This window comes from Mycobacterium colombiense, from assembly GCF_001665835.1.
Taxonomy (GTDB): domain Bacteria; phylum Actinomycetota; class Actinomycetes; order Mycobacteriales; family Mycobacteriaceae; genus Mycobacterium; species Mycobacterium colombiense_A.
This window is the reverse complement of sequence record NZ_LZSX01000088.1, coordinates 1-14451: the sequence shown is the minus strand read 5'-3', so window position 1 is coordinate 14451 and position 14451 is coordinate 1. Positions and strand designations below refer to the sequence as shown.

12 protein-coding genes are annotated in these 14451 nt (G+C 66.8%); 3 read left to right on the top strand and 9 right to left on the bottom strand.

The window, feature by feature from the left end; translation table 11 throughout:
• Window positions 1–65: 65 nt before the first annotated feature.
• Entirely contained in the window at window positions 66–308 is a 243-nt protein-coding gene (locus A5760_RS20950; RefSeq protein ID WP_064884327.1) for a DUF1918 domain-containing protein, read from the bottom strand.
• A 362-nt stretch (window positions 309–670) separates the two neighbouring features.
• Here A5760_RS20950 and A5760_RS20945 point away from each other — a divergent pair, with 362 nt between their 5' ends.
• A complete protein-coding gene (locus A5760_RS20945) occupies window positions 671–2212 on the top strand; it encodes a molybdopterin-dependent oxidoreductase (protein WP_064884324.1) in 1542 nt (513 codons plus the stop codon).
• A 10-nt stretch (window positions 2213–2222) separates the two neighbouring features.
• Here the strand turns inward: A5760_RS20945 and A5760_RS20940 are convergent, their stop codons facing one another.
• The 7 genes from A5760_RS20940 to A5760_RS20910 form a co-directional block, all read right to left on the bottom strand.
• Window positions 2223–2423, bottom strand: coding sequence for a hypothetical protein (locus tag A5760_RS20940; protein WP_064884322.1), 201 nt, complete (start codon window positions 2421–2423; stop codon window positions 2223–2225).
• A 285-nt stretch (window positions 2424–2708) separates the two neighbouring features.
• A complete protein-coding gene (locus tag A5760_RS20935) occupies window positions 2709–3905 on the bottom strand; it encodes a cation:proton antiporter (RefSeq protein WP_064884320.1) in 1197 nt (398 codons plus the stop codon).
• A 32-nt stretch (window positions 3906–3937) separates the two neighbouring features.
• Window positions 3938–5020, bottom strand: a complete 1083-nt coding sequence (locus tag A5760_RS20930) for a PDR/VanB family oxidoreductase (RefSeq protein WP_064884318.1) — start codon at window positions 5018–5020, stop codon at window positions 3938–3940.
• 2 nt (window positions 5021–5022) lie between these two features.
• Entirely contained in the window at window positions 5023–5952 is a 930-nt protein-coding gene (locus A5760_RS20925) for an alpha/beta fold hydrolase (RefSeq protein WP_064884316.1), read from the bottom strand.
• A gap of 2 nt (window positions 5953–5954) precedes the next feature.
• On the bottom strand, window positions 5955–6863 hold the full coding sequence (locus tag A5760_RS20920) for a metal-dependent hydrolase (protein ID WP_064884645.1): 909 nt from the start codon (window positions 6861–6863) through the stop codon (window positions 5955–5957).
• A gap of 34 nt (window positions 6864–6897) precedes the next feature.
• Window positions 6898–10158, bottom strand: a complete 3261-nt coding sequence (locus A5760_RS20915; RefSeq protein WP_064884314.1) for a thioester reductase domain-containing protein — start codon at window positions 10156–10158, stop codon at window positions 6898–6900.
• Between the two features lie 475 nt (window positions 10159–10633).
• Window positions 10634–11626 (bottom strand): diacylglycerol/lipid kinase family protein, encoded by a 993-nt coding sequence (locus tag A5760_RS20910; RefSeq protein WP_064884312.1) that lies wholly within the window; start codon window positions 11624–11626, stop codon window positions 10634–10636.
• Between the two features lie 185 nt (window positions 11627–11811).
• Here A5760_RS20910 and A5760_RS20905 point away from each other — a divergent pair, with 185 nt between their 5' ends.
• Together A5760_RS20905 and A5760_RS20900 are read left to right on the top strand one after the other, a co-directional pair.
• The gene (locus A5760_RS20905; RefSeq protein WP_064884310.1) at window positions 11812–12705 is read left to right on the top strand and encodes an oxidoreductase; all 894 of its coding nucleotides are present in this window, start codon (window positions 11812–11814) and stop codon (window positions 12703–12705) included.
• A 113-nt stretch (window positions 12706–12818) separates the two neighbouring features.
• On the top strand, window positions 12819–13736 hold the full coding sequence (locus tag A5760_RS20900) for a DMT family transporter (protein WP_064884308.1): 918 nt from the start codon (window positions 12819–12821) through the stop codon (window positions 13734–13736).
• Window positions 13737–13797: 61 nt separating this feature from the next.
• Here A5760_RS20900 and A5760_RS20895 read toward each other — a convergent pair.
• A partial coding sequence (locus A5760_RS20895) for an MCE family protein (RefSeq protein ID WP_196772157.1) occupies window positions 13798–14451 on the bottom strand: 654 nt, incomplete at its 5' end.

Here is a 14451-nt window from a genome sequence, read left to right as displayed (position 1 = left end):
CCGCACACGCTGACTCGCGTCGAATTACTCGCTGGCCCAATAAATCTCACGGGACCGTTGTGTGTCTATGTCGCGGCGTGGCCGGCCCGCGCAGCAGCGCGTCGTGAGGCTTCTGTGTGCTCGGCAGCGGTGACGACCACCGCGTCAGACCCGGGGTACACCGTCGCCTCGTGCCCGGTCACCAGCCAACGCACTACGTATGGCGGAGAGCCGTCTTGAGAGCGCACCCCGATGATCTCAGCATGTTGATCATGCCGTTCGGTGGTTGTGCCCTTCACCACGAGGTAGTCGCCGACATTCGCCTTCATCGCTCGCTCCATTCTCGTCCTTGTGAGACCCCAACCCTCCATCCTGCGCGCGTTCGTCACTTAACGGAAGCGTGAGTAAGCACTGCAGCTTTCTGACGTTGCAGACCGACTAGAAGCCTGCGAGTGACTTTTGAGACCCTCCAAACTCGTCTATTACGAGACAAGATCGGCATGCCTCCCGACCGAGCGCCGTCACGGCATCGCCGACGGGGGAGGGCCGGCGGTCGGCTTAGTTGCCAGTCAGCGGCAGGCGAGGTCGCCAGGACCGAGCCGCGGCCGATGTCAGCAGGCCGGTGTCGCCGGTTCGACTGCACGGCAAGGTGTTTGCAGTCTTTGAGCAGAACGCGAGTACAGTAGCTCCGATGGCTTTCACCCCGTCCAATGAGCGGATGATCGCCGGGATCGCCGCCGCGTCCGTCTCGCTCGGGGTGGCCCAGCTGGTGGGAATCCCGTTCGGCGCGCGGGCCGATGCGCGTACTGCGATCGGCTCAGCGGTCGTCGACCTGACACCGGGGCCCATCAAAGAGTGGGCGATCCAGACCCTGGGCTCTCTGGACAAACTGTTCGTGGCCGTCGTCGTGCTCGTGGCGATCGCTACGATCGCTGCAGTCGCGGGGACGCTCGAGACTCGGCGCCGCCCGCTCGGCAGCGCCGCGATCGCCGCGGCAGGCGTCCTGGGATGCATCGCAGTGCTGTCGCGGCAGGGCGCGACAGCACTCGACACGATTCCCACCGTCGCCGCCGCGGCCGGCGGCGTGGCGACCCTACGCTTGCTCACCCGTCGGTTCTGGGCCGGCCTGGAAAGCCCCGAAGACAGCCCGATCCACGTCGAGCCGGATACCGGCAGGCGCAGGTTGGTCGTGTTCGGATTGCTCGGATTCGGAGTAGTGACTGGCCTGGCGGGTGCGGTCACCACGCGGCTGGTGCATTCGGTGGCCGCCGACCGCAACAGCTTCACACTTCCCCGACCGCGCACATCGGCGCCACCAATACCTGCTGATGCGCAACCGAACGGCGTTGCGCTGCCGAGCTTTATCACGCCCAGCGCCGACTTTTATCGGGTGGACACCGCACTCATTGTTCCCCAACTCAGCCACGCCGACTGGCGGCTGCGCATCCACGGCATGGTGGACCGCGAAGCCACCTACACCTTCGATGACCTCGCCCACTTCGACGTCGTCGAAATGGTGACGACGCTAACGTGCGTGTCGAATCCTATTGGAGGCAACTTGATTTCGACGGGCGTCTGGGCCGGCTACCGGGTGGCGGATCTGCTGGCCGCGGCCGGTGTGCACCCGGATGCCGATATGGTGCTTTCGACGTCGATCGATGGGTTCACCGCCGGCACGCCAGTGGAGGCGCTTACCGATGGCCGCGACGCGATCCTGGCGGTCGGCCTCAACGGTCAGCCGCTACCCATCGAGCATGGCTACCCGGCCCGGCTGGTAGTACCCGGGCTCTATGGGTACGTGTCGGCCACCAAGTGGGTCGTCGAGATGGAGCTGACCCGCTATGACAGAGCAGAGGCGTACTGGACGCGGCAGGGCTGGGCACCGCGTGCGCCCATCAAGACGGAGTCGCGGATCGACGTGCCGAAAGGTGGTCAGAAGGTGCCGATGGGGCCCGTGGTGTTCGGTGGTGTCGCGTGGGCACAGAATCGTGGCGTGCGGGCCGTGGAGGTCCTCATCGACGATGGCGTGTGGCAGCCCGCTGAACAGGGTGCGAGCTATTCCAACGAGACATGGCGATTGTGGCGCTTCCCCTGGCAGACAACAAGCCCCGGGAAACACACCATCACCGTGCGCGCCACCGACAACACCGGAGCCGTCCAAACGGCAGATCGGGTCGGTACCGTCCCCGACGGCGCCACCGGCTGGCACACCGTGAACTTCACCGTGGCTTAGACGTGAAGCACTATTTCGACGAGAGTTTCCGCCAACTGAATACCGCAATCACGAGGCCGATCAGCATCGTGATCGGACCAATGATGGACCAGGTCGTGGTGTTGCTCATCGGGCTACCACCAAGCACTCCGAATCCCTGGAGCGCCCAGATCAGACCGAACAGCGCGACGATCAACCCGACCGCGAACGTAACGACGAAAGCCCTTCTCATACAGGGATGCTAGCGCGGGGAGCGTTGCGCCTCGACCCAGCAGACTGGCCAGGGCGGCTGATCCCAAAGGCCGTGACTTCTGAGACCCGCCAAACTCGTCCGCAGTTCGCCCAGCCCGTACCACGCCGCGGGCGCGATCACGGCCATGCTCAGCGCGGCGGCCCGCCAACGTCCCCAGCGCGTACTCCCCCGACCCGGATTCCGGTTGCGCCGGCGCCAGTAGCGATTTCTTCGGCATCGCCTAAGCATGACCGCAACGGCCAACGGCCGGCGGGCCCAATCGTCTTATCGAACGGGCTTGGCGGCCTTGGCGCGCTCCCCCGGCTCGGCGGCGCCCTGGCCGCGCGCGGCGATCGCGCCCGCGATCGATGTGCAGGCGATGGTCAGCAGGGAGCCGAACATCAACGCCGACGCTTCGCCCGGGGCCAGCAGGTGCTGCTGGGTGCCGATGGTGGCGGCGGCCACCGCCACACCGAGCTGCGTGGAGGACATCACCGCATACGTGAGCGGCTGGCCGAGCAGCCTCGCCACGCAATGCGCCAGCACACCGCCCAGCCCCAGGCCGATACCGAGCAGAATGTATTTCGGCTGCGATCCCAGCTCGCGCACCTGCAGCGAGGCGCCGAGCCAGACGAAGAACACCGGGCTGAAGAAACCCTCGGTGATGCCGAACAACTGGCGCGCCAGCCGCCGGGGTTCGCCGACCATGGCGATCACCAGACCCAGCGCGAAGCCCGCCAGCATTATCGACACGTCGGTGCTGACGGCCAGCATCGCCAGCCCGAACAGCACCAGCAGGTCGATCCGCAGTTCCAGCGCCAGCCGATTCCGGTGTGAGTAGTCGTGCATGCGCTGCCGCCAGCCCCGGCGGTCGACCCGGCGCAGCACCACGAAAAGCAGCACCGCGCAGCCCGTGATCGCCAACCCGCCCAGCGCCGCCGTCGCTGCGTGACGGAAGTCAATCACCAAGGGCAGCAACACGATACACGCCGCGTTAGCGATGGCGATCTGCGCGGTTACGGACAGCACCTCCGGGCCTCGCAAACTCAGCGAGTCGATCATCGGCAACGTCATGGCCGCCGAGGACGAGGCCATCAGCACGGCGTAGAGCGCCGCGTGTCCAGTGCCGAATTGCGTGGCCAGCCCGAACCCCAGGGCGGCCGCCGCGGCGCCGGCCAGGACCGCCCGTGCCAACGCCTTCGGCACAGCCGAACGCATCGCGGGGTCGCGGACCGGGACATGGCTGCCCACCACGAACATCACCAGCGCGAAGCCGATGTTGGCGAACAATTGGAAGGTCGGATCGGTGGCATCGACGACGCCGAAACCCGTTTTGCCGATGATCAGACCCGCGATGAGTTCGCCGACGATCACCGGTATCCGCAGGCGCGGCACGGACGCCAACGCCGGACCGGCGAGCCCGACAGCGGTCAGCAGCGCCAAGGTGTGAAAGCCGAATCCCTGCACGTGGCCATTTTGCACGGTGCGGGGTCAAACGTGGCGCATCTGAGCGCTCAGGCGTCGATCACCACTCGTCCGGATTTCGCGCGGGAAACGCAGACCAGCATTTCGTCGTCACCCTCCGCGGTACGCCCGCGGCGATCGACCTGCCCGCCAAGCACTTTCACCTTGCAGGTGCCGCAGAACCCCTGCTGGCAGGAGTACGCGGTGGTCGAATCGCGGTCGAGCATGACGTCGAGCGCCGACCTGTTCTCCGGCACTTTGAGCACCCGCTGCGAGCGGGCCAGCTCCAGCTCGAAGGGAGCCCCGTCGACCACCGGCGGAGGGCCGAAACGTTCGTAATGCAGCGGCGCATCGGCGTGTTCGTTACGCGCGGTGCGCACCGATTCCAGCATGGCGGTGGGGCCACACACGTAGACGGCCGTCGTCGGCCCGGCGTCGGCAAGCAAGTCGGACGCGGTGGGCCATCGGCCGCGCTCGTCGTCGGCCCACACGGTGAGCCGATCCGGGTCCACCGCCAGCACCTCGTCGAGCAGCGGCATGTACTCCCGGCTGCGACCGGCATACACGGCGCGCCAATTGATTCCGCGCTGCTGGGCCGTCTGGATCATGGGCAGGATCGGTGTCACCCCGATGCCGCCGATCACGAACAACACCTCGCGCTCGTCGGTGACGAGATAGAACGCGTTGCGCGGCCCTTCGAACTCGAATTTATCGCCCACCTTGAAGGTCTCGTGCATTTCGATCGAGCCACCACCGCCCTCGGCGATGCGGCGCACCGCGATGCGGTAGTCGGTGCGCCGGCCGGGCGAACCGCACAGCGAGTACTGCCGGCGGCGCCCCGATGGCAGCCGAACGTCGATATGCGCGCCGGGTGTCCAGGACGGCAACAATCCCCCGGCCGGGTCGGCCAGCGTCAACGCGACCACATCGGGCGCCACCAGTTCGCGGTCGGTGACGACCGCGGTGGTGGTGCGCTGCACGGACTGCACCCGTGAGGACGTCCACCGCGACGCCGACGCCAAGCCGCCGAACAACGCACCGACCCCGTACAACGCGGTGTACATCCGGTCACGTCTGCGGCGGCCGTACAAGTCGGCCGGAATGCCGTTCCAAATAGTCTGTGCCACAATCATCCTCACATCCGGCCGAGGCCGCGACGGTCGGTGGACTGGGCGATCAGGTCGACCCACTCGCCGGTGAGCCGGGCGATGACGTCGGGGTACGCGGTGACCACCCAGTGGCCGCCCTCGATCGAGACGACCCTGCTGCCCTGCGGAATGGACCCGGTAAACCGTTGCAGGGCAGGCGATACGAAATAGTCCTGGCGTGCTACCAGTACCTGCACCGGAACGGTGGTCTGCGGCAATTGCGCGGGGGGTGACAGGATCGGTGCCGGCATGTTCGCGCGGTACAGGTTCAGCCCGTTGAGGTAGTCATCGGCGGAGCGGTACGCCGCACCGCGCCCGCCGCGAGTGCCCGATCCACCGATGCGCTCAACTGCCTCAAAGACTTTCACCGTCGCCCGAGACCGGATCGCCAGCTCCGGTACACCCGGGCAGAGGAAGAACCAGATGTAGGACGAGGCCAGGATCTGCTTGGCCACGTCGAAAAGCGCCTGCGGCGTGCGCGCTGACCGCAGGAACTTGCCCGCGTAATTCAGGTGGGGCCCGGAGACCGATGTGAACGAGGCGATCTTGCCCATTACCGCGTCGTCGGTGACCGCTGCCCAGGCCTGGATCGACCCCCAGTCGTGGGCCAGCAGGTGCACGTTGTTCACGCCCAGGCGCTCGATCACCGCGCCGACGTCGGCGACCAGCTGTGGGAGCCGATACCCCGAACGGTCTGCCGGCGTTGAGGATTGGCCGGCGCCACGCACGTCGTACGCCACGACGTTGAATCGGCGACCCAATGTCGTTGCCACCCCGTCCCACACGTGGTGGTTGTCCGGGTAGCCGTGGATGGCCAGGATGGTGGGACGCCCGGGATCGATGTCGGTGTAGGTGTGCACCGCCAGTCGCACGCCGTCGCAGGCGGCGACCGTGGTTGAAGCCACTTCGGTCGTCATCGTCAGTGCGACGCGCGGGCCGCGGGTGAGCGGGCCAGGTAGTCGACCGCGCGGCCCACCCCGCCCAGCTGGGAGGGATGGAAACTCGGGGTGTAGTAGGCGCCGATGACCCGCAGGAACTGGAATGGCCCGGGCACCAAACCCCGGCGTGCAGCGCGGAAGTAGTCCCGCCAGCGCGGCTTGGTGCCGGGCGGCAGGTAGGGGTCGACGGAGTACATGAACCGCACGCCGCGGACGAACAACCACAGCAGCGCCGGTGTGATCAGCAGCTGGGTGCGCACCTGCCGCCAGTACCCCGCGCGCAGATGCTTCATGGTGTCGAAGGCGACCGCTTTGTGCTCGACTTCCTCGGCGCCGTGCCAGCGCAACAGATCCAGCATCACCGGGTCGGTGCCCATGGCGTCGTGCTGCGGGGTGTCGAGAATCCATTCGCCCAGGATGGCGGTGTAGTGCTCGAGTGCGGCCACCATCGATACCCGCTCGAGCAACCAGCTTTGGCGCCGGCGCGGACTCCACCGCGGCCGGTCGCCGATGAGTTGGGTGAACAGCCAACGCATTTGGTCGGTGAACGGGGTCACGTCGATGTCTTTGACCGCGAAATGTCCGAGCACCCCCGCGTGCGCCTGGGAATGCATGGCCTCCTGGCTGATGAATCCCTGCACATCGCGCCGCAGTTGATCGTCTTTGATCAGCGGCAAGGTGTCCTTGAAGGCCTCGACGATGAACTCCTCACCCGCCGGCAGCAACAGGTGCAGCACGTTGCAGAAGTGGGTGGTGAAGGGCTCGTTGGGGACGTAGTAGAACGGCAGCGTCGACCAGTCGAAGTCGACGTCACGCGCCTGCAGGACAATCCGCTCGTGGTCGAGCGAAGCGTCGTGCGGGCCCGTTGCCTTGTCATCGACGGTGAACATCGTCGCCACCCCTTTCCGTCGCCAGATCCTAAGGCTAGGCGCTGCGCTGCGCCTCGTCCTCCACCTCAGTGATCAAACGCTCGCTGCGCAGGAACCGGACCAGATGATCGACCGTTTCGGTCAGGGCCGGCTCGCGCAGCCCGACATTCGTCAGCTCCCGCCGGTGGCGGTACTGCGTGTTGTCGTAGCGCTTGTCCCGCATCGCCGCGATCTTGTCCGCCGACCGGGTGAGGAAGTCGACCAGCGGGTACATCTGGTCGTTCGGCGTGCAGCGGCGGTTCAGCTGCTCGGTGAACGACGGGATGTCGTGGTACTCGAAGCGATACCCGTACCGCTCGGACAGGATCCTGGTGACGTCGGTGAGGTTGTAGTAGTCGTCCGCGGTCATGTTGAAGACGCTGCCCGACTCGTCCGGCAGGCCCATCAGCGTGACGATGTGATCCGCGATCAAGTCCGCCGGCAGCAGACTGATCTGGTTGAGCGCGTTGACGGCGACGCCGTGCTCGATCATGAACGCCGTCAGCCGCACCAGGATGTCGTCCTGGCTGCCGAAGCCCGCGCGGGTCGGCGAGATCAGCGAGGGCCGGTAGATGCGGACGTCGAGTCCCTTGCGCTGCGCGGCCAGTGCCAGCTGCTCGCCGACCCACTTGGTCTGCGAGTAGCCGAAGTCCAGGCCGGCCATCTTTTCGTTGGCGTCCCACTCCCCGACCACCGGCTCGGTACTCCAGCCGTAGATGAATGTGCTGGAGACGAGGTGGAAAGCCTTGCGGTGGTTGGTCATTGCCAGCCGCAACAGCTCGCGGGTGCCCTCCACGTTGGCGGGGCGCAGGGCATCGTAGGTGCGGACGTAGTTGACCAGCGCGCCGTTGTGCACGACGGCGTCGACGTGCTGCGCCAGCTGTTGGAAGGCCGCCTCACCGATGCCCAGCGCGGGCTCGGCGAGATCGCCGCAGATGATGCGGACCCGTGCGCGGACGTCGGCTTCCAGCGCCGGCGTCCACAGCTGGGCGCGGCGCAGCGATGCGACGATGCGGTCCAGGCCGTGCGCGGCGTCCGTGGCGCGCACCAGGGCGTGCACCGTGTAGGAGGTCCGCATCAGCAGGCTGCTCACCAGGAACGGCCCCAGGAAGCCGGTCGCCCCAGTGAGCAGGAGGTCGGTGGGCTCACCCGGCCGCGCGGGTGCCAGTTCCGGCAGCGGCAGTGCCGCGTCGGCGCGCATCTGGGCGGCCTCGTGGGCCTCGTACTCGGCGGAGATCTGATCCAGCGCCCGGCGCAGGGCTTCGAGCGGCTGCCCGGATCCCTCGCCGAATTGGCTTATCAGCCCGAAGAATTCGGACACCGTCAGCCGCTGCAACAGGCGGGTGTTCACCTCTTCGGCCAGCTCCCCCGCGCCGTTCTCCTCCAGCAGCGCCTGCAGGTCGGTGCGGAGTTCGGCCAGCGCCAGCGAGTCGATGCCCAGATCGGCGAAGGAGCAGTCCTCGTCGCCGCTGAGGTCGTAGCTCTCGATGAGATTGCGGAAGCGCTCCAGCGGACCCGCGCCGGCAGCCAGGCCATCGTGAGTCCGGTTGGCCGACTGGTTGATCCAGCTGGTGAAGGTGGGTAGCTTGTCGTCCAGCCACAGCTGGCGTGTCGACGAGCGCCGGATCTTGCCCGACGTGGTCTTGGGAATGCTGCGCGGCGGTGCGAACACGATCGCGTGCGGGTCGATGTGGCAGTGCCGCCGGATCGCGCGGGCCACGGCCTTGGCGTCCGGAAGGTTGTGCTCGTCACGCACCTCGGCGACGACGATCAGCGCTTCGGACTCATCGTGCTCGACAGAGAAGGCGGCGATGCAGCCCTTACGGACCTGCGCGGCGGTGCGCTCGACGACGGCTTCGATGTCGGAGGGGTAGCAGTTGACGCCGCGGACGATGATCAGGTCCTTGCTACGGCCGCAGACGAACAGCTCGCCTTCGTAAAGGAAGCCCAGATCGCCGGTCCGCAGGTAGGTGTGCTCGTCATCGCCGGCGACGCGTGCGCCGAAAATCTCCGCGGTGAGCTCCGGTCGGTTCCAATACCCGGCCCCCTTGGAAAGTCCGGCCAGCCAGACCTCACCGACCCGGCCGTCGGGCAACGCCTGCCGCGAATCCGGATCGACGATGCGAACCAGGGCTCCCTCGATGGGCTTGCCGCAGCTGACCAACGTGACCTGGTTGCTGTTTTCGGGCAGCGCCTTTTCGACACGAGCGATGTTCTTCTCCAGCCCACGCTTGTTCACCGCAATGGTCTGGCGCCCGCGGATCGACACGGTCAGGGTGAATTCGGCCATGCCGTAAGCGCCGGTCAGCGCCTCGGGCCGCAGACCGTACTCGGCGAACCGCTGCCGGAAGCGAGCGAAGGTGTTGGCGCGCAGCGGCTCTGCGCCCACCACGATGCATTCGAGACTGATCAGGTCGACGCCGGCCAATTCGGAGGCGGGCAGCTTGTCCTCGCGCAGGCAGTACTCGAGCGCGAAGTTGGGTCCCGGCGTGTGCGTGGCGTGCACGTCGCTGATCAGCCGAAGCCAGGACGACGGCCGGGCGAGGAAGTCCAGGGGCGACATCGCATGTGTGGTCCCGCCCAGCAGCACGACGAACATGTAGGCCGAGATCAACCCCATGTCGTGGTGTTGCGGCAGCCAGGAGGCCACGACCACTTCGCCGCCGCTGAAGGCGAAACCGTTGGCGATGATGTTGGCGTGGGTGACGATCACACCCTTGGGGTCGCTGGTAGAGCCCGATGTGTACTGCAGGAAGAGCACCTCGCCGGGAGTGTCCGCGACCGGGGCGCCGCCGAAGTCCTGCGCGCCGTCGGTCGCGTACCACGGCAGCTCCGGCAGGCCTGCGTCGGAGCCGCCCGTCCAGACCTGCTCGCCAGGGCGCTGGCCCAGCAGCTGGCGGAAGTCGTACTCGAACTGCTTCGTCGACAGCACGGCCACGGCCCGGCAGTCGCGGGCGACGAAGCTGAGCTTGGCGAGTCCGGAATCGAAGGACATCGGCAAGGGAGGGCTGACCGGAACGGCGATCACCCCGATGCGCGCGCACGCATACAGCGCCGCGATCATCTCCAGACCGGGCGGGTAGACCAGCAGCGCACGATCGCCCGACTTGAGGCCGGCCTCTTGGGACAGGTAGGCGGCCAGCTCGCGGGTGCGTTCGGCGAAGGCCTGGTAGGTGTAGTGCTCGAGTTCGCGGCCGTCGGCGTCGACAAACCGGAAAAGGGTCTGGTCCGGCTTCTGCGCTTCCCACATCTGCAGGTAATCGATCAGCGTCTCCATCGTAGGAGTGATCCCCCTTCCAGGTTGGCTTAGCCCGAGAGCGACTTCCGTCGTGAATATAAAACCAATGTAGCGCCCTGCGCCCGCCCCGAGCAAAACGTCGACCAGCATTAATGGCCATCGCACACTACATTCACAGGATAAACTTAGAAGCCGAAATTAATTGCACGGATGCTGATCTACGCGCATACGTACTTCAGTATCTCAGTGATGAGTGACCAGGCATTACGTCCGATCTTCGACATGAAATACTGAACTACGTATCTACGAATTCACACATTTACTATTCGCCATCCAACGCGCACCCGACTCAAAATAAGACTTTTACCTTCGTCACCCCTATTGACGATATTGCAAAGCGAAAAGCGCAATTTCTGACGCGGTTCGGCGACCCGGCAAGCAGTCGGAGCCGGCCGCGCCGCCGCACCAGCAGCTTGCCGGGCCGATCCGCGCGACGGGCGCCGGCCGAAGCCGGCTACGTGGGCCGGGCGATGCGGATCCGCGGGCCCGCGCGGGCCACAAGTTTCACGATGCCGAGGAAACGCTCGCCGTCGATGATGGGCGACAGCGGCTCGTCCTCGGCTTCGATGATCATCTCGTGGCCGATGACATCGCGTAGCCCTTCGCCGCGCAGCATGCCGTTGGTCAGGGCCGTCGGGAGCTGCGCCACGATCCTGGATGGCCGCAGGTTTCCGGCCTGAAAATGCAGCGCACCGGGCTCGGAAGCCTTGGGGAACAACCGAAATGGGCCACCGATACGCAGGTCGATCGCGCCGGCGTGCAGCAGGCTGTGCGTGCGCGACGGGACCTCGTCGCCGTCGATGACCACGCGCGCTCGCGTCGGAGTGAACAGGATGGAGGCGTAATTCGGCGTCTTGACGCGGCCGGGGGCGACCTTGGAGGTGATGTAGTCGCCGAAGCTGCGGCCGATCACCCGGGCGACGGCCAGCCGGCCGTGATCGGGTGAGTCGTAATACCGGTCGTAGAACCGGTTTCCGACGCCGCCGGCCGCCAGCCCGAAGCAGAGCCGGTGAAACGCCGCGCCGTCGGCGGTTTCGCCGTCGAGCACCAACGTGTCCAGGCTCACGTCGGGCGGTGGTCGATCCGCCTCGGCGGCGGCGGTCAGCGCACGGATGATCCCTTCGGGCCGCCCGCGCACCCGGGCCTTGCGTGCGACGGCGTTGACGCTGCCGCCATTGGTCGGGACGAACGCGGGCCAGCGTTGCGGATCGCTGATGCAGCGCTCGATCTCGTTGATCAACCAGTGCAGTGCGCCGTCACCGCCGTCGCCCACCAGGTGGCTGACCCGTGGCGCGAGCTGGCGGATGGCGTCGCGAAGCTCTTCGATCGAGTTGGTCTCGTGGACCTCGCCGCGGGAGCCGACGATGCGACGCAGTTCGGCGATGCGGTCGGCGGAAGCGGCGCGATTCTTCCGCGCTTTCGGATTGACGATGACGCCTAGATACATCCGGCGATCCCCGATGCGTGCCCGACAAAATTCCGCCCTTCGGGCAATCGCTCAGGTGGGATCTCGCTGGTCATCCCAGGCACGATACCCGGGCGTACCGGTGCACCAGTAACGCTCCCGCACACGGCCGCACGACGCCGCGGCCCGGAGACCCCCGTCGCAATTGCGAAGTTAGGGTGTTTGCCATGCCCGATTGGACCGCAGCGGAGCTGCCCTCGTTCGCCGGACGAACCGTCATCATCACCGGGGCCAACGCCGGGCTGGGCGAGATCACCGCCCGCGAGTTGGTTCGGGTCGGCGGCCACGTCATCCTGGCCGTCCGCAACACCGACAAGGGCCGGGCCGCCGCCGCACGCATGACCGGTTCGGCAACCGGGAGGACGGCCGGGACAGCCGAGGTGCGCCAGCTCGACCTGCAAGACCTGTCCGCTGTGCGGCGCTTTGCCGAGGACATCGAATCGGTCGACGTCTTGATCAACAACGCCGGCATCATGGCCACCAAGCACGCGGTCACCGTCGACGGCTTCGAGGGCCAGATCGGCACCAACCACCTCGGCCACTTCGCGTTGACCAACCTGCTGTTGCCCAAGCTGACCGACCGCGTGGTGACGGTGTCCTCGCTGATGCACCATTTCGGTTACATCAGCCTCAAAGACCTCAACTTTCAGTCCCGGCCGTATTCGGCCTGGCTGGCCTACAGCCAGTCGAAGCTGGCCAACCTGCTGTTCACCAAGGAGCTGCAGCGGCGCTTGGACGGCGTCCCCACGTCGCTGCGCGCGCTGGCCGCCCACCCCGGCTGGTCGCACACCAACCTGCAGGGAAACTCCGGCCGCAAGCTGGGCGACGCGGCGGTCCTGGCGGTCGACCGGATCGTGTCCACCGACGCCGACTTCGGCGCCCGCCAGACGTTGTACGCGGTCTCGCAGGATTTGCCGGGCGACACCTTCGTCGGCCCGCGATTCGGACTGTACGGCCGCACCCAGCCGACGTGGCGCAACTGGCCGGCAAAGCGCGCCGGCACCGCCACCGCCCTTTGGGAACTTTCCGAGCGGCTCACCGGGACGAAATTCCCGCTCTGAGGCGTCCCGGCCACCCCGCCCTGCCGCCCGGGCAACCCTGCGGCACGCCCCCCGCGCGGGGCGCGGCTAGATTGGATCAGTAGCGCAACCGCACCCAGCGAGGAGGTAATGCCATGTCGGACGCGAATCTGGCGGCCGTTCTCGCGCTGTGCGCCGCGCTGGCGTCCGCGATCGGCAACGTGGTCCGGCAACGTTCCGCTCAGGAGGTCACCGACAAACGGGTGGGCCACCTGACGCTGTTCGGCATGCTGCTGCGCGACAAGCGTTGGTGGCTGGGCGGTTTGGGCGACATCGGCAGCTACGTACTGCTGGCCGCCGCGCTGGACAAGGGCTCGGTATTGCTGGTGATGTCGTTGCAGGTGACGGCACTCTTGTTCGCCCTGCCGATCTACACGCGGATGACCGGTAACCCCATCACCCGGCGGGAGTGGACCTGGGCGCTGGTGCTGGCGGTGGCGCTGGCCGCGCTCATCGCGGTCGGAGACCCGACCGGCGGCCAGCAGCGGGCGCCGCTGCACACGTGGGTCGTGGTGGCCGTGGTGATCGGCCCACTGTTGCTGCTGGGTTTGCTGGGGGCGCGTATCTGGTCGGATCGCCCGGTCGCGGCGCTGCTGCTGGCGGCGGTGGCGGGCACCTTGTTAGCAGTGTTCGCGGTCCTGATGAAGGGCGTCGTCGACATCCTGGAACACCACCCCGGGCAGGTGTGGCAAAGCTTCGAGCTGTACGCCCTGGTGTCCTGCGGGGTCGCCGGAATGATCTATCACCAATCGGCCTATCGAGCCGGCGCGCTCACCGCCTCGCTGCCGACGATCATCGTGGCGAAGCCCGTGGTGGGTGGGATCCTCGGCATCATCGTGCTCGCGGAGACGTTGCAAGCCGGCGGCTGGGAGTGGTTTGTCCTCGCGGTGACGCTCGTCGTGGTGATCGTTGCGACGGTCGGCTTGGCTCGCGGCGAGGCCGCCTCCATGTCGGCCGGAGCGGGGCGTGACGTGAAGGCCAGCGCTCGGGCGGAGGCGGCCTCCCAGGCTTGAGTCGGGTCGAATTGGGCTGCCTGGTAAGCATTCTCACAACCGGCGTCGACCAGCGCACTCCCTACGGGTTGATCGTGTTGTCGCCGACCTGGCGGCCCCAGACGTATTCGATCGCATACGGCGATCCGGTGTCCAGGTGGTTGTAGGGCGCGATGCTGTTGCCGGTGTCCATGATCAGCTCGGGCGCGGGCCACAGATCGCGGGTGATCTTCTGCCAGCATCCCGGGGCGCCGCCCGGCCCGCCACGCGCGTTCACCCGCGGCAGGTTCTCGGGATAGATATAGGGGTTGGGCGCGCCGCCGACCACTCCGGCGATGCCGCCCACCAGCGACGCGATGACGGGCACCGCGGACACCGGGTTCGCGATCAGTCCCAGCCCGGAGAGCACCTCGGTGTCCATGTTCAACGAGTAGCCGTTGAATCCGCCCTCGGAGGCACCGGTGGCGGGCAGCGCATCGTGTTCGCTGCGCATCAGGCAATAGATTTCCGGGCTGTAGGTGTCCAGCAGCTGCGCCGTCGGGATCAGGTCGGCGGCGCCGCGCGCCAGGTACGGGCCACCCTTGTTGAACAGATCCGCACCGGTATTGCCGAACCCGGCCGCCGCCAACAGCGCCTGATCCAGATCCTTCTGCTGGGCATTGATCGTGCGCGAGGTGATCACCGCGTTGTTCAAAAAGTCGAACAGATCCGGCGACGCGTTCGCATACGTATCCCC